Annotated in this window: 15 protein-coding genes; 14 read left to right on the forward strand and 1 reads right to left on the reverse strand. The window is 36.1% G+C overall.

Annotated elements, in window-relative coordinates:
* Positions 1 to 3 precede the first annotated feature (3 nt).
* From CNQ82_RS04335 to CNQ82_RS04390, 12 genes are all read left to right on the forward strand, one after another.
* Positions 4 to 486: a phage holin gene (locus CNQ82_RS04335; protein ID WP_206125373.1), complete on the forward strand. Its 483-nt coding sequence runs from the start codon at positions 4 to 6 to the stop codon at positions 484 to 486.
* The gene (locus CNQ82_RS04340; RefSeq protein ID WP_123144244.1) at positions 476 to 1,909 is read left to right on the forward strand and encodes an SH3 domain-containing protein; all 1,434 of its coding nucleotides are present in this window, start codon (positions 476 to 478) and stop codon (positions 1,907 to 1,909) included. The genes CNQ82_RS04335 and CNQ82_RS04340 overlap by 11 nt, the downstream gene beginning before the upstream one ends.
* Positions 1,910 to 2,568: 659 nt before the next feature.
* On the forward strand, positions 2,569 to 3,219 hold the full coding sequence (locus tag CNQ82_RS04345; RefSeq protein WP_123144245.1) for a zinc-ribbon domain-containing protein: 651 nt from the start codon (positions 2,569 to 2,571) through the stop codon (positions 3,217 to 3,219).
* 10 nt (positions 3,220 to 3,229) lie between these two features.
* Complete coding sequence (locus CNQ82_RS04350) at positions 3,230 to 5,860, forward strand: AAA family ATPase (RefSeq protein ID WP_123144246.1); 2,631 nt, start codon at positions 3,230 to 3,232, stop codon at positions 5,858 to 5,860.
* A gap of 259 nt (positions 5,861 to 6,119) precedes the next feature.
* A complete protein-coding gene (locus tag CNQ82_RS04355) occupies positions 6,120 to 6,350 on the forward strand; it encodes a hypothetical protein (RefSeq protein ID WP_123144247.1) in 231 nt (76 codons plus the stop codon).
* A 227-nt stretch (positions 6,351 to 6,577) separates the two neighbouring features.
* Complete coding sequence (locus tag CNQ82_RS04360; RefSeq protein WP_123144248.1) at positions 6,578 to 7,612, forward strand: hemolysin family protein; 1,035 nt, start codon at positions 6,578 to 6,580, stop codon at positions 7,610 to 7,612.
* Between the two features lie 27 nt (positions 7,613 to 7,639).
* Entirely contained in the window at positions 7,640 to 8,716 is a 1,077-nt protein-coding gene (locus CNQ82_RS04365) for an NAD(P)H-dependent flavin oxidoreductase (RefSeq protein ID WP_123144249.1), read from the forward strand.
* A 260-nt stretch (positions 8,717 to 8,976) separates the two neighbouring features.
* A complete protein-coding gene (locus CNQ82_RS04370; RefSeq protein ID WP_123145644.1) occupies positions 8,977 to 9,825 on the forward strand; it encodes a DUF72 domain-containing protein in 849 nt (282 codons plus the stop codon).
* Between the two features lie 11 nt (positions 9,826 to 9,836).
* Positions 9,837 to 10,661: a sulfite exporter TauE/SafE family protein gene (locus tag CNQ82_RS04375; RefSeq protein ID WP_123144250.1), complete on the forward strand. Its 825-nt coding sequence runs from the start codon at positions 9,837 to 9,839 to the stop codon at positions 10,659 to 10,661.
* Between the two features lie 15 nt (positions 10,662 to 10,676).
* Positions 10,677 to 11,996: a bifunctional metallophosphatase/5'-nucleotidase gene (locus CNQ82_RS04380; protein ID WP_123144251.1), complete on the forward strand. Its 1,320-nt coding sequence runs from the start codon at positions 10,677 to 10,679 to the stop codon at positions 11,994 to 11,996.
* Positions 11,997 to 12,078: 82 nt separating this feature from the next.
* Complete coding sequence (lipA, locus tag CNQ82_RS04385; RefSeq protein ID WP_123144252.1) at positions 12,079 to 13,011, forward strand: lipoyl synthase; 933 nt, start codon at positions 12,079 to 12,081, stop codon at positions 13,009 to 13,011.
* Between the two features lie 183 nt (positions 13,012 to 13,194).
* A complete protein-coding gene (locus CNQ82_RS04390) occupies positions 13,195 to 13,587 on the forward strand; it encodes a YutD family protein (RefSeq protein ID WP_123144253.1) in 393 nt (130 codons plus the stop codon).
* 61 nt (positions 13,588 to 13,648) lie between these two features.
* On the opposite strand, the gene CNQ82_RS04395 is transcribed toward CNQ82_RS04390, so the two are convergent.
* Positions 13,649 to 13,942 (reverse strand): DUF3055 domain-containing protein, encoded by a 294-nt coding sequence (locus CNQ82_RS04395; protein ID WP_046100264.1) that lies wholly within the window; start codon positions 13,940 to 13,942, stop codon positions 13,649 to 13,651.
* A 98-nt stretch (positions 13,943 to 14,040) separates the two neighbouring features.
* Between CNQ82_RS04395 and hepT the strand changes: the two genes are divergently transcribed.
* The gene (gene hepT, locus CNQ82_RS04400) at positions 14,041 to 14,472 is read left to right on the forward strand and encodes a type VII toxin-antitoxin system HepT family RNase toxin (protein ID WP_123144254.1); all 432 of its coding nucleotides are present in this window, start codon (positions 14,041 to 14,043) and stop codon (positions 14,470 to 14,472) included.
* A gap of 4 nt (positions 14,473 to 14,476) precedes the next feature.
* Complete coding sequence (locus CNQ82_RS04405) at positions 14,477 to 15,256, forward strand: TIGR01457 family HAD-type hydrolase (protein ID WP_123144255.1); 780 nt, start codon at positions 14,477 to 14,479, stop codon at positions 15,254 to 15,256.
* The last annotated feature ends 8 nt before the right edge of the window (positions 15,257 to 15,264 follow it).

Genomic DNA, 15,264 nt, shown 5'->3' on the forward strand with positions numbered 1-15,264 from the left:
TAAATGAAGAGTATAAATTGGAAAGTGCGTTTCAAAAGCAAAACATTTTGGATAGCTATCTTATCGGCAGTTATTCTTTTTATTAATAATGTAACACAAGCTATCGGGGTAGATTACACAAGTCAGTTAGAACAATTTAGTAATGGCGTTAATGGATTACTTGCTGTATTAGTCGCATTCGGAGTAATACAAGATCCTACAACGAAAGGAATAAAAGACAGTGGTATTGTACAGACTTATACAAATCCGCGTGATGAAAATGTTGACCCAGTTGAGTATCAGAAAACAGTTGACGATGATAGCGTTACACCAGAACGAAAAGAATTGACTCCTCAAGAATTCGACACATCACAACCATTTACTGATGATAGTGACGAAGTAGAATTTGATGTTGCAGATTATGAATATGATGAAGAATTACCACGTGGTGCTAGTCGTTACCACGATGATGAAGTGCTAAAGGAGAGTGAAGAAGATGGTCGCTAAATTAACACGAAAAGAAGCTATTAAATATCTGTATTCACTAGAAGGCAAGGGCTGGGATTTTGATAATTTTGCGGGCTGGCAATGCTTTGACTTAGCGAATATGTATTGGTTCAAATTATTCGGTCATGGACTTAAAGGCGAAGGTGCTGCCGATATACCTAATGTGAATAATTTTAAAGGCGAGGCGACTGTTTATAATAATACGCCTAGTTTTAAAGCCCAAGAGGGCGACGTTGGCGTATTCAATCATAATTATGGTGGTGGTTACGGCCACGTTGTTATCGTATTAAATGGTAATTATGACGGTAACTATATGAAATTTGTTAGTTTAGACCAAAATTGGTATGGTGGTGGGAAAGCTAAAACCGAAGTAGCGCAAAGAATTGTTCATAATTACGATTTCCCAATGTGGTTTATTCGTCCGCAATATAAATCAGAGAGTGCGAAAAAGGTTTCTGAACAATCGGCTACTAAAACTGATACTAAGAAGAAAACAACAGCTAAAAAGAAAATGAAGAAATTAAGTTATATTCGTGATGAAGTGAAAGGTTATCGCCTACCTAATCGTGGATATAAACCAACATCAATAACGCTACACAATGATGCAGGAAGTGTTGGTGCTACAGCAGAAGCATATCATCGTGGTTTAGTGAACGCTCCTCTATCACGTTTAGAGGCTGGTGTAGCTCATTCATATATAAGTGGAAACACAGTATACCAAGCATTACCAGAAAGCCGTATAGCATGGCACACAGCCAATCAGAACGGTAATAAAAATTCGTATGGTATTGAAATATGTCAGTCAATTGGTGCAAGTGATAAAACATTCCTTGCCAATGAGCAGGTAGCTTTCCAAGAAGCAGCAAGACTGTTGAATAAATGGGGATTAAAAGCTAATAGAAATACAGTGAGACTCCATATGGAATTTTCACAGACTTCATGCCCTCATCGAAGTATGAAGCTCCATACTGGTTTCGATCCAGTGACACAAGGTGTACCTTCACAAGCAATTAAACTCAAACTTAAAGACTACTTCATTAAGCAAATAAGAGCTTATCAAGAAGGCAAAGTACCAACAGCTACTGTATCTAATAAAACAAGTTCTGCAAGCAATACTAAGTCAACGGTAGCCGGTGCATGGAAACGCAACAGTTATGGTACATGGTATATGAGTGAGAAGGCACGTTTCACTAACGGTAGTCAACCAATCATGGTTAGAACAGTCGGACCATTTAGAAGCTGTCCATACGCTTATGATTTTCAACCGGGTGGTTACTGTGATTATGATGAAGTGATGTTACAAGACGGTCACGTATGGATTGGATATGATTGGAAGGGTAGACGATATTATTTACCGATAAGAACAGTAAGCGGGACACCACCAAATCATTCGGTAGGTCCATTGTGGGGAACAATAAGTTAAGTTATAATTGAAGTGTGAGTAATGGATAATGTCCATCCGTTTGAGGATTGCTTGGCTGAGCAGTCCTCTTTTTTTTATGTGTTTTAAAGTCAAGATTGATATAGAACTTATAAAAAGTAAAATTTGACTGTAAAAATCATTAGCTCTATAATTATCATTAGTACACATATAAATCTGTATCATTCATGCCCCAATTATACGAAGCATTAAAACTTACGTTACACCTTCCTCCAATAATACAGTTTTGTGTACTTTTTATACATAATTTACCCACCTATACTATATACTGAATAGGTGGGTTTTTTGATACCATTTTTGATACCATTTTGTTGGAAAATAGAAAAGTTCAGATAATTTAAGTGCTTAAAAACCGCATGAAATCAACGTTTTTAATTTCAAAAATTCCTAAAAAACACTGTTTTCAATCGAAATGGAAGGTTCTATCGGCTAATCTCTTATTGGTATGAAAGTTGAATAGATTTTAATGACTATAGGCAACGCTTGTACTTTCGAGTATAAGCGTTGCTTTTTTATACTTAAAAATATGAGTCCTCAACTATAAGATAGTGCAAATCAATTAAATTTAATTATTTTATAGTCTACTATTTTAACGCGTCATATTGTAGAATATAGTTAAAATATATAGGGAGGCAGGCAATATGAAATGTTCGAAATGCGGTACTGTTGTTGAAGACGGATCAAAATTTTGTCCCAACTGCGGCAGTCCTATAGAATCTACAAACCAAGAACCGCAATTTGGTGCGCAGTCAACGCCATCATTCGGAGCGCAAGAAACACCTACATTTGGCGCAGAGTCATCCACAACTGCTGACGAAACTAAGCAGCAAAGTGAAAATTCAATGTCTAATACTGAGAAGACAGAATTTGGAGCGAACGCTGAAAGAGAGAAAACAAAAACAAATTTAACAAGCAATGCAAAAGGTATAGTCTCGCGCAATTTAAAACTGCAACCTCAAGATTTTTGGATTAAATATTATATTATTTCTTTTATCTTTGCATTATTAAGCTATATGGCAAGTTCATTTGGAGGATTACAGTATTTATTTATTATCCTCAACTTCATTCTTTATCCGATTACAGAATCTATCTTACAGGAAGGCACTAAAATGTTAGGAATCAATTATATAGGTAATGCGTTAATCACCAATGCAGAAACGCCTGGGATTTTAGTAGTAATTATCTTAGTAATCAAGTTTATCTATAAAATGTTTATATGGTCGTTTTCTTGGATTGTTGGTCCATTAGGCGCTATATATATGAATCATCTTGGCAAAAAGATGGGATTGTAGGAGTGAAGAAATGAAAAGACCAATTACAGTAGGACATGGTTTTGGCAAAACAAAATCCCATGAACTTGTAAATAAAGCAGTGAGCGGCGATATTATTGTTTTTACACCTTCTGACAAGCCGTATTTGATAGAAGATGGATTAACTATACCTTCAGGAGTGGAAATGACATTTAGAAGTAATAGCAAACCTGAAGATACGGTACTTAAATGTCCTTTTACGATAGAAGGACAAGTATTATTTGAAAATATAACAATTGATTTAGGTAAAAAAGGACAATTATATCTAAAGAACCAAAGTAATGTTATTTTTAGAAATGTCATCATAAAAAGCGACTCAAAAGAATATAATCCTGTATACTGTGAAAATGCTAATGTGGACTTTCACAGTGTAACATTAGTAGGAGATGAAAGTTCAACGCAAATTACTATAGCTGATAAATCTAAAGCCAAAATAGAGCGTTGCTTAATAAATAAATTCTATATTGAAGGCGAATCACATGTTGAGCTGACTGACACAAAAATCACCAATAGATTAGTAATTGACTACGGTGCATTGTTGGATGCCGAAAATATTTATCTTGAAAATGATGAAGATGGTATTCCTTTAATTGCAGGTGAGGGAGTGTTTCTTACAATTAAGAATCTCTATTTTTTAGGGAAAACCAAACAAACCATCGACCTTGATAATACGATGCATGCATATATAACACGTATTTTTGCAAATAACGATGTGGAAATTTATTTGAAGGGCGATTCACGTATTAATAACGATATAGAGATTAATGATAATGTCGAACTGAATTATATTAAAAAAAGTAGTGAAGGTAAAAAAGAAAGCGTACAGCAACTGGAAAAATCACCATTTGGAGATATTCCTTTTGATCCTGAAACTGAGCTAGATCCTAACTTTTTCGGCGACGATGTAGATGATTCAATAATTGGGATTGATGATGCAATTAACGTAAATAATGAAAAAATCATTGAAACAACGCCGGTTGTTGATGAGTTGAAATATCCGAAGTTAGCTGAAAAATCTCTTGAGGATTTAAACGCTTTAATTGGCTTGGATTCTGTCAAAAAAACAGTGAAGATGTTTATTGATAATGTGAAAATCAATAAAATGAAGAAAGAAAATGGTTTGCATTATGATAATATTTCACTGCATTCAGTATTTTTAGGTAATCCAGGTACCGGTAAAACAACCGTAGCAAGATTACTTGGTAAGGTACTTTATTATAATGGTGTCACAAAAACAGATAACTTTATTGAAGTTTCTAGAAACCAATTGGTGAGTCCTTATGTTGGAAGAACAGCCGAACAAACTCAAGAGATACTAGAAAAAGCAAAGGATGGTATTCTCTTTATTGATGAAGCATATACACTCTATGACGATAGTTCGAATAATCCCGGGCAAGAAGCACTAGATACCATACTCAAATTCATGGAAGATCATCGTGACGAAATTATGATTATCTTTGCGGGTTATACAGACGAAATGTACGATCTCTTAAATATGAATCCTGGTTTACAGTCTCGCGTGCAGCATAAGTTCTTCTTTGAAGATTATAATGATAACGAAATGGCAGAAATCGGAGAATCTATTTTAAATCACCAAGGTCTTGAATATAACCAAGAATTATACCGTAAACAACTATTGAAAGCCTTGCGCCAATCCAATGATAATAGCAATGCGCGTTGGGTGCGTAACTTCAATGAAAAATTAATCATGAATCAAAATTCGAGATTAGCTCAAACTGCGGAGGTTAATCCAGAAGCATTAAAATGTATTACGGATGAAGATATTTTGCAAATGGCTGCTAATGACGCCCAAACAGAAAGTTTAGATGATTTATTGAACCAACTTAATCAACTTGTTGGTTTAGATAATGTTAAATCTTTTGTGAAGAAATTGATAAATGAGGTCAAAGCGAATAAACTGTTTGAAGAAAAAGGAATGGTGTTAGATAAACCGACCTATCATATGGTTTTCACAGGTCCTCCTGGTACCGGCAAAACAACTATTGCACGCTTAATCGCTAAGATTTTTTACAATCTAGATATTCTAGCAGAGGACAAAGTAGTTGAGGTAGATAGACAAAATCTAGTCGGCGCTTATGTAGGTCATACTGAAAAAAATACTGCTAAAGCTGTCGGTCAAGCTATGGGTGGCGTGTTATTCGTAGACGAAGCTTATCAATTGGCTTCTGGAAGTGAAAATGATTTCGGGCATTTAGCGGTAGAAACCTTAATTACTTCATTAGAAAACTATAGAGATAAATTCATTGCTATCTTTGCTGGCTATACAAAGGATATGGAAAAATTCTTAGATGAAAATGAAGGACTCAAATCGCGTATTCCATTTACTATTGAATTTCCGGCCTATACACCAGTTGAGGTGGCCGAAATAGTTTTACGCAGTCTAAATAAAGATTGGTCATTTGATGAAGCATTTCTACTGCAAGCCGTCAGCACTAAGTATGCCAATCTTAGTGCTGATCAACAAGCAAATGGTAGATGGGCACGTAACACCGTTCAAAAACTGTTGGCAAATCATAAAACGTATATTGTTGAACATGTAGATGATATTTCTGATATTACACATATAGAAAATGAAACGATTTTGAATACATTAAACGAATAAATAACTACGCAGTATGAGGGTGAGACATTTTGGTGTTTCGCCCTTTCTAATTTTGCGGAAGTGTCTAGAAAGTGGTGTAATCTAGACACAAGTTCCTGAGAAGTGTCTAGAAAAGCCTGTTATCTTCATTATTGTTGTTAGACGCTGCTTACATAAAGGATTATTCTTTCTTAACCCTTCGCTCTCTCTGGTTTCTATTTTAAAAAATGCACTGCTTGTGGTATATATAATATAAGTTTATGAATATAACCTTGGACGAATGAGGGGTTTAATTGTGAAAAATAATGAGACTTTATTGAAAGTATTTACCATCATCTTTATTGTGTTAACGTTAGTCAGTCCTTTGTTTGCGATTGGCAGTATCATCTGCAGTGTAAAATTGAAAAAGTATGATGAAGTTAATGGCAATCGCTATTTAACTGCTTCCATTGTTGCCGCAGTCATTTTTATGATGATACATTTTGTGTATTACCTGACATATTTCTTTTAAATGCTCGAAAATTCAGTGTGTAACTTGAATTTCCGAGCTTTTTTTGTGTACTGGAGGTATTTTCATAGCATTTCAACTCTTCAAGTTTTTCTTTTCAAAAATAAAAAGTGATGTACAATAATTATTAATATTTAATTCTGTGTGTTTCTGTACGGTTTACGGTGTAATGCTTAAGGGAATTTATATTTTAAATACAGTGCATCTGTTTAGAAGGAGTGTCTGTCATCATGATGATTGCAATTATAGTATTGATATTTGTGTCGTTCTTCTTTTCTGGAAGTGAAACGGCATTAACCGCAGCGAATAAGGTGAAGCTGAAGACGGAAAGCAGGAATGGGGATTCGAGAGCTAAGAAGTTAGTGAAGCTCTTGGATAAGCCGCGCGAGTTTATTACAACGATATTGATTGCGAATAATAGTGCGAATATTGTCTTGCCTACGTTGGTAACGATTTATGCTGTGAATCATGGTTGGAATGTCGGGGTGGCCTCCGCAATTATTACGGTAGTGGTTATTATTGTGTCTGAAGTGATTCCGAAATCGGTCGCAGCCACGTATCCTGATGCGATTTCGCGACTGGTTTATCCGGTAATCCATTTGTTTGTAGTCATATTATCACCGATTACTAAGGTGTTGAATGCGTTAACGGGCTTGATTAATAAGATGTTAGCGAATGACCGCTTCCAAGCTCAAAAGATGTCTAAAGAAGAGGTCCGCACGATGGTTGCGATTGCGGGAACTCAAGGTGCTTTCAATGAAAATGAGCGCAATCGTTTGCAAAGTGTAATGGAGTTCGACCAATTGAAAGTCAATGATGTGGATACGACGCCACGTGTGAATGTAACGGCATTTTCTATTGATACGCCTTACGATGAAGTATATGAAATTATTATGTCGCATCCTTATACGCGTTATCCGGTTTATGATGAGGACATTGATGATGTTATAGGTGTCTTTCATTCGAAATATTTACTGATTTGGAGTCGTCATCATGACAAATCGTTGCGTGACTTTATCTCAGAGCCTTTATTTGTGAATGAGCATAACAAGGCGGAGTGGGTGATGCGCAAGATGATTGCTTCGCGTAAACATATTGCTATCGTTTTAGATGAGTATGGCGGTACTGATGCTATTATTACGATGGAAGATTTGATTGAACAATTGCTAGGTTTAGATATCGAAGATGAAATGGATCAACGCGAACAAAATATGGTGGAACAACGTTTGAAAAATAAAAATAAACAAATTAGAAGTAAAAGCTAAAATGACTATGATATAGGAGAGATAAAAATGTGGTCAGATACTAAAGTCAGTGAACAATTAGGTATTAGATATCCCATTATCCAAGCGGGAATGGCGGGGAATACAACACCTGAATTGGTCGCGCATGTCAGTGAAAGCGGCGGTTTAGGAACGATTGGAGCAGGTTATTTCAGTTTAGAACGACTTGCTTCGGAAATTGATGCTGTGAAAGCATTGACATCGCAACCTTTTGCAGTCAATCTTTTTATACCTAATCAACAAAGGATGCTCCCGGCACAAGTGGAGTTAATGAATGCTTGGTTGAGCCCTTATCGACGTGCATTGAATTTAGAGGAGCCTGTTATTAATTTATCTCAAACACAATTATTAGAAGCACAAATTAATCTTTTAATTGAAAAACAAGTGCCTGTGGCTAGTTTTACTTTCGGTATACCTGATGAGAAACTCATTCGTAAAATGCATAATCATCATATTGTAGTAATGGGTACTGCAACATCTATAGCCGAAGCTGCAGCGAATGAAAAGGCCGGCATGGATATGATTGTGGTTCAAGGCAGTGAAGCTGGAGGACATCGCGGTTCGTTCCTTAAAGAAAAGAGCGAGTATCCGATGGTCGGCAGTATCTCTTTGATCCCTCAAACAGCAGATGCGGTGTCTATCCCTGTTATCGCAGCTGGTGGTATTATGGAAGGCCGCGGAGTACTGGCAAGCTTGATTTTAGGTGCTTCAGGCGTTCAGATGGGAACGGCCTTCTTAACTTCTCAAGAAAGCGGTGCGGACGTTGCTTATAAACAAGCCATCTTGAACAGCACGGACACTTCGACAGTGTTAACCAATGCGTTTAGTGGTAAAATGGCACGTGGTATCCGTAACGATTTCATCAATTATTTGTCTGAATTTAATGGTGAAGTGCCAGGTTATCCGATTCAAAATCAATTGACTTCAGCTATTAGAAAGGCTTCTACTGCTCAGCATAATGACAAACTCATGTCATTATGGAGTGGACAGACACCGAAACTTGCGACGAGCCGGAGTGCACGTGACATTATTACAACGATTGTTCAACAAATTGAAGATATGACTCAGAATGGAATTCATCGATAAATAACGAAGAAGATGCTGGGACATATTAATGTCTCAGCTCCTCTCTTTGAACTGGCAGTGGCTATCTGAATAGAAAATGCGCTTGTTTCAAGCTTTTTCTATTCTAGCTAGCTTTGTCGGGGCGGGAAGACGAAATAATTTCAATCAAAAATTATTTCTGTCCCCGCTCCCTTTTTTTCTTTTTTTATAGATAGCGTTAAGTTAAGAGGAGTTAAAGAGTTCTATTGAGAAAATATGATAAAATGAAGCTGGTGATAATTATGATAAATATTGGACTGACAGGATGGGGCGATCATGACTCGCTCTATACTGATTTAAGTCGCAAAACAGATAAATTAAAGACTTATGCAAGTCATTTTCCAGTAGTTGAATTAGATGCTTCGTATTATGCCATTCAACCAGAACGTAATATACGCAAGTGGATTAAAGAGACGCCAGAACGTTTTGAATTTGTGGTAAAGATTCATCAAGCTTTGACTTTGCATGCAGATTATAAAGATTTTGCTGAGACCAGAGATGAATTATTTGAACAGTTCCGTTTGATGATCGAGCCGTTGATTGAAGCGGATAAATTAGCAATGGTTCTTGTCCAATTTCCGCCTTGGTTCGACTGTAAGACGCAAAATATCAACTATATTCGTTATGTCCGTGAACAGTTGAAGGATATTCCTGTTTGTATTGAATTCCGTAACCAAACGTGGTTTGAGGAAGGTATGAAAGAAAATACACTGCAATTTTTAACTGAACAGCATTTGATACATGCTATTGTAGATGAACCGCAAGTAGGGGAAGGTTCCGCACCGATGATTAACCGTATCACTACAGATACAGCATTTGTACGTTACCATGGGCGTAACAGACATGGGTGGACCAAACAGGATATGACAGATGAAGCTTGGCGAGATGTACGTTATCTGTATGATTATTCAACGGATGAATTGAAAAACTTAGCGGAAAAGATACGCATTATACAACATAAAGCTAACAAAATTTATGTCATTTTCAATAATAACTCAGGCGGCCATGCAGCTGGAAATGCCAAAGAACTTCAGCAGATTCTAGGTATTGATTATGAAGGTTTAGCGCCGCAACAACTTAAATTATTTTAGGAAGTGGTCAAATGCTGAGTATTTTATTACTCATTCTTATCGGTGCATTATCTGCCATCTTAGGCTCAATTGTGGGTATCGGCGGAGGCATTATTATCGTACCGACCTTAGTATACTTTGGTGTAGAACATCATCTGCTCCATGGAATTACGCCGCAAATTGCTATTGGTACGTCTTCGATTATTTTGATTGTGACTGGTTTAACGTCGACATTAGGGTATATGAAATCCAAACAAGTGGATATTAAGAATGGTTATATCTTTTTGTTTGGTTTATTGCCAGGATCGTTAATTGGTTCAATCATCAGCCGATATTTAACGTTAGATTCATTTAACTTATATTTTGGTATATTTTTAATCATCGTATCTATTATTCTAATGGTACGGTATTATATTAAACCTATTAGTTTGTTTGAGAAAAAGAAATACGAACGTACATATATTGCAAGTGACGGTACGACTTATCATTACCATGTTCCACCGGTATTTGCCTTTTGTGCTACATTTTGTATTGGTATTTTGACCGGTTTATTCGGCATCGGCGGAGGCGCGTTAATGACGCCATTAATGCTCATTGTCTTTCGATTTCCACCGCATGTGGCAGTCGGCACCAGCATGATGATGATTTTCTTCTCGAGTGTGATGAGTTCGATCGGTCATATCTTTCAAGGGCATGTCGCTTGGCATTACGCGTTGATATTAGTTATTTCTAGTTATTTCGGAGCTAAATTAGGTGTTAAAATCAATCAATCTATTCAATCTAATACAGTTGTGGTATTACTTCGCACAGTAATGCTGCTGATGGGTATTTATTTAATCATAAAATCAATTCTTTAAGGGGGACACTCAAGCATGGAGTTAACGATTTATCATACAAATGATATTCATAGCCATTTGCATGACTATGAAAGAATTGCCGCGTATATGTCTCAGCATAGACCTCAATTAAACCACCCGTCTCTCTATATCGATATCGGTGACCATGTAGATTTATCAGCTCCGGTTACAGAAGCCACACATGGTCAAAAGAACGTGCAATTGCTGAATGCAGCACATTGCAATATTGCAACGATTGGTAATAACGAAGGAATGACGATTTCACACGATGATTTAAATGCATTATACGAAGATGCGGATTTCAGTGTGACTTGCAGCAACGTGTTTGATGAAGAGGGCAACTTGCCGCATCATATGACTTCAAGCCATATAGAGACCATTGAAGAGACACGTATTTTATTTGTAGCTGCTACTGCTCCGTTCACTCCTTTTTATCGTGCATTAGATTGGGTTGTAACTGATCCTATGGCAGCAATCAAAGATGAAATTGCGAAACAAGAAGGTCAATATGATGTGTTGATTATAATGAGTCATTGCGGTATTTTCTTTGACCGCAAATTATGTGAAGCACTGCCAGAAATTGATGTCATCTTCGGTAGCCATACACATCATTATTTCGAACATGGTGAAATGAAGAACGGTGTTTTAATGGCGGCAGCTGGAAAATATGGCCACTATTTAGGAGAAGTCAATTTAAGCATTGAAAACAACCAAGTCGTACATAAGGAAGCAGAATTACTGCCGATTGATACCTTACCTGAAGTTGAAACCCATTTTGCTGAAGAAGGAAAAGCTTTAATGAGCGATCCTGTTGTCGATCACCCTGTGAACTTGCCGAGACGTACTGATGTTATCACTAAAACGTCATATCTGCTGGCACAAAGTGTATATGAATTTACACATGCAGACTGTACAATAATTAATGCAGGACTAATCGTAAAAGGTATTGATGGGCCAGAGGTAACTGAATTTGATGTACATCAAATGTTGCCGCACCCTATTAATGCAGTCCGAATTAAAATTTCAGGCAAAGATTTGAAAACAGTGATTTTAACAGCTGAAGAACAAAGTTATATGCACGAACATGCGCAAGGCTTAGGATTTAGAGGAGATATTTTTGGAGGATATATTTTGTATAATATGGGTTATATTGAATCTGAATCCTGTTTCTTTGTGCAAGGTAAAGAAATAGAAGACGATCACATTTATACACTCGGTACTATAGACATGTATACTTTCGGACGTTATTTCCCTATTTTTAAAGATTTACCAACAGAATATCTGATGCCTGAATTTTTACGGGATATTTTTAAAAAGAAATTATTAGAACTGTGAAATTATGAGTTATAGCGTTTTCATTTTCTTATAATTTGTTATAATAAGGTGAAGATGAGTACACAGGAGGGTATGTGTTGTAATGGCTACAAAAAATGAAGAGATTTTACGTAAACCAGATTGGTTGAAGATTAAGCTGAACACGAACGAAAACTATACCGGTCTGAAGAAGATGATGCGTGAGAAGAATTTACACACTGTTTGCGAAGAAGCAAAGTGTCCGAATATACATGAATGCTGGGGCGCACGCCGTACAGCTACGTTTATGATTTTAGGAGCGGTATGTACACGTGCTTGCCGTTTCTGTGCAGTTAAGACAGGTTTACCGAACGAATTGGATTTAGGAGAACCAGAACGTGTTGCTGAATCAGTTGAGTTGATGAATTTGAAACACGTTGTTATCACAGCAGTAGCACGTGATGATTTAAGAGATGCGGGTTCAAATGTGTATGCTGGAACTGTCAGAAAAGTAAGAGAGCGTAATCCTTATACAACTATTGAAATCTTGCCTTCTGACATGGGCGGAGATTATGATGCGCTTGAAACTTTAATGGCATCTAAACCTGATATTTTGAACCATAACATTGAAACAGTACGTCGCTTGACTCCAAGAGTGCGTGCACGTGCAACTTATGATCGTACATTAGAATTCTTAAGACGTTCCAAAGAATTACAACCGGATATTCCTACTAAATCAAGTATCATGGTAGGTTTAGGGGAAACAATTGAAGAACTTCACGAAACTATGGACGACTTGCGTGCTGTAGACGTTGATATTTTGACAATTGGTCAATATTTACAACCTTCTCGTAAGCACTTGAAAGTTCAAAAATATTATTCTCCATTAGAATTCGGTAAATTGAGAAAAGTAGCAATGGACAAAGGATTTAAACATTGCCAAGCTGGTCCATTAGTCCGCAGTTCTTATCATGCTGATGAGCAAGTTAATGAAGCGGCTAAAGAAAGACAACGTATCGGTGATGAAAAATTAGAAGTAGCTAAAAATGAAGGGTAAATAGTAACTTTTTATAGTGAAGCAGAAAGGAAGCGGGTCAAATGACTCGTTTCTTTTATTTTAATAGATTGGGTTTTGAAGACTTAGATGCCATAATGAATAAGGTATCTAAGTTTTTGTTGTATAATGAAGAATATATTAAAAAGTTGCGAAAGAATAATGAATATAGATTAGGTGAGAATAATGATTAAAGCAGGAGATAAATACTTTGAATTAATAGAAGAATATCGTGATTGCTTTGATGAAGAGCAATTTGCAAGCCGTTATTCTGAAATTCTAGATAAATATGATTATGTAGTTGGAGATTACGGTTATGAACAATTACGTTTAAAAGGTTTTTATAGAGATTCAAATAAAAAAGCAGAAATCAGCAAACGTTTTTCAACTATCCAAGATTATTTATTAGAGTATTGTAATTTTGGTTGTGCTTATTTCGTGTTGAGACGCATTCCTGAAAGAGAGCTAAAGCAATTGCGTGAATCAGAAGAGGAACAATTGGTTGATAATCCGTCTGACAAATTACATGATGTGAAAATTGAACCAAGTATTCCGAAAGAACAAGAATCCAAGCAATAATAAAGAGTTGAGGGCATGGATATAGTATAAGCATCCTGCTTCCTCAACTCTTTTAATTATATTAATATTCACCGCTATCAAAAGTCCCGCTAGGTATAACATCCTTTAAGTATTCAGTGAGTTCTTCACCTTCAGCATCGCTGACGCCTAATACATAAGCGACATATCCATCTTCAGCTAAATCATCCGGTCCGATAATACCAAATTTGTTGGTTTGCATATTTAATACTAAAACTTTGCCATAATGACGATTAGTTTGAAACATCATTAAATCATAACGACTTTCTTCACCAACCATGCCTACATACTGGACATCAGCTTCTTCGTTATCATCATATAAAAACATATCTATCATATTTTCAGCTCCTTTTAACAGCGTCTTTATGCAAGTGTATCTACTAATGAATTGTACTGCAAAGATGTGATATGATTGAAGAGAATAGGAGTGATAGCATGTATTTTGTGGATAAAGAGAAATTAGAACTTAAATTAAATTATTTAAAACAATTAACAGAAGATTACCCAGAACAAAAAGAAAATCATTATGCATTTGAAAGAATTGCCCAAATGTTAATTGAGTCTTCTGTAGATATCGGAAACATGATTATTGATGGTTTTGTTTTAAGAGATCCTGGTAATTATAAAGATGTCATTGATATTCTTGAATTGGAAAAAGTGATTTCTCCAAAAACAAAAGAAAGTATTAACCAAACTGTAGAGGTACGCAAACGCTTTGTACATCAATATGATCAGTTAGATTCTGAAGATTTAATTCCTTTGTTTGATGCATCACTTGAAGATTATCGTAATTTTATTGATGAAGTCATTCATTTTTTAAATAATGAAAATGTACCTGTGACAGCATTTGGAAAAGGAGAGCATTAATTTCATGAAACAATATAAAGGCTATTTGATTGATTTAGATGGAACAATGTATAAAGGTTCCGACGAAATTGATGGGGCGAAACAATTTATCGATTATTTAAATGAACACCATATTCCTCATCTTTTTGTGACGAATAATTCTACTAAAGTTCCAAGTGATGTAGTGAAAAAATTAGCAGGTTTCGGTATTGAAGCGAAACCAGAAGAAGTGATTACTTCAGCATTAGCAACTGCGGGATATATTAAAAAAGAAAATCCTAAAGCTTCTATTTATGTTATCGGTGAAGGCGGCATCCGTAGTGCTTTATTAAATGCAGGTCTTACTTTAATTGATGATACCCATGTCGATTATGTAGTAGTAGGATTAGATACAAATGTAGATTATGATAAATTTGCACAAGCAACGTTAGGCGTACGCAATGGCGCTCAATTCATTTCTACTAACCAAGATATTTCAATACCTAATGAACGCGGATTTTTACCAGGTAATGGGGCAATTACAAGTGTTATTACAGTATCCACTAAAGTTCAGCCGACTTTTATCGGCAAACCGCAACCAATTATTATGGACATGGCGATGGAAATTATGAAATTGCCGAAAGACGAAGTAGCTATGGTCGGCGATTTATATGAAACAGATATTATGTCCGGTATCAATGCAGGTATTGACACGATTCATGTACAAACAGGTGTAACAAGCAAAGAAGAACTCGCACAAAAAGAAACACAACCAACTTATACATTCAAAGATTTGAATGAGGTACTAAATGAATTAGAAGGGTAGGTGTTACT

Origin of the sequence: Staphylococcus debuckii, from assembly GCF_003718735.1 — a bacterium.
In the GTDB taxonomy this organism is placed as follows: domain Bacteria; phylum Bacillota; class Bacilli; order Staphylococcales; family Staphylococcaceae; genus Staphylococcus; species Staphylococcus debuckii.

Excerpts from the sequence above, each read along its gene's own strand:
- CNQ82_RS04335 (WP_206125373.1), top strand. The coding sequence starts at position 4 with ATGAAGAGTATAAATTGGAAAGTGCGTTTCAAAAGCAAAACATTTTGG.
- CNQ82_RS04340 (WP_123144244.1), top strand. The coding sequence starts at position 476 with ATGGTCGCTAAATTAACACGAAAAGAAGCTATTAAATATCTGTATTCA.
- CNQ82_RS04345 (WP_123144245.1), top strand. The coding sequence starts at position 2,569 with ATGAAATGTTCGAAATGCGGTACTGTTGTTGAAGACGGATCAAAATTT.
- CNQ82_RS04350 (WP_123144246.1), top strand. The coding sequence starts at position 3,230 with ATGAAAAGACCAATTACAGTAGGACATGGTTTTGGCAAAACAAAATCC.
- CNQ82_RS04355 (WP_123144247.1), top strand. The coding sequence starts at position 6,120 with ATGAGGGGTTTAATTGTGAAAAATAATGAGACTTTATTGAAAGTATTT.
- CNQ82_RS04360 (WP_123144248.1), top strand. The coding sequence starts at position 6,578 with ATGATGATTGCAATTATAGTATTGATATTTGTGTCGTTCTTCTTTTCT.
- CNQ82_RS04365 (WP_123144249.1), top strand. The coding sequence starts at position 7,640 with ATGTGGTCAGATACTAAAGTCAGTGAACAATTAGGTATTAGATATCCC.
- CNQ82_RS04370 (WP_123145644.1), top strand. The coding sequence starts at position 8,977 with ATGATAAATATTGGACTGACAGGATGGGGCGATCATGACTCGCTCTAT.
- CNQ82_RS04375 (WP_123144250.1), top strand. The coding sequence starts at position 9,837 with ATGCTGAGTATTTTATTACTCATTCTTATCGGTGCATTATCTGCCATC.
- CNQ82_RS04380 (WP_123144251.1), top strand. The coding sequence starts at position 10,677 with ATGGAGTTAACGATTTATCATACAAATGATATTCATAGCCATTTGCAT.
- lipA (WP_123144252.1), top strand. The coding sequence starts at position 12,079 with ATGGCTACAAAAAATGAAGAGATTTTACGTAAACCAGATTGGTTGAAG.
- CNQ82_RS04390 (WP_123144253.1), top strand. The coding sequence starts at position 13,195 with ATGATTAAAGCAGGAGATAAATACTTTGAATTAATAGAAGAATATCGT.
- CNQ82_RS04395 (WP_046100264.1), bottom strand. The coding sequence starts at position 13,942 with ATGATAGATATGTTTTTATATGATGATAACGAAGAAGCTGATGTCCAG.
- hepT (WP_123144254.1), top strand. The coding sequence starts at position 14,041 with ATGTATTTTGTGGATAAAGAGAAATTAGAACTTAAATTAAATTATTTA.
- CNQ82_RS04405 (WP_123144255.1), top strand. The coding sequence starts at position 14,477 with ATGAAACAATATAAAGGCTATTTGATTGATTTAGATGGAACAATGTAT.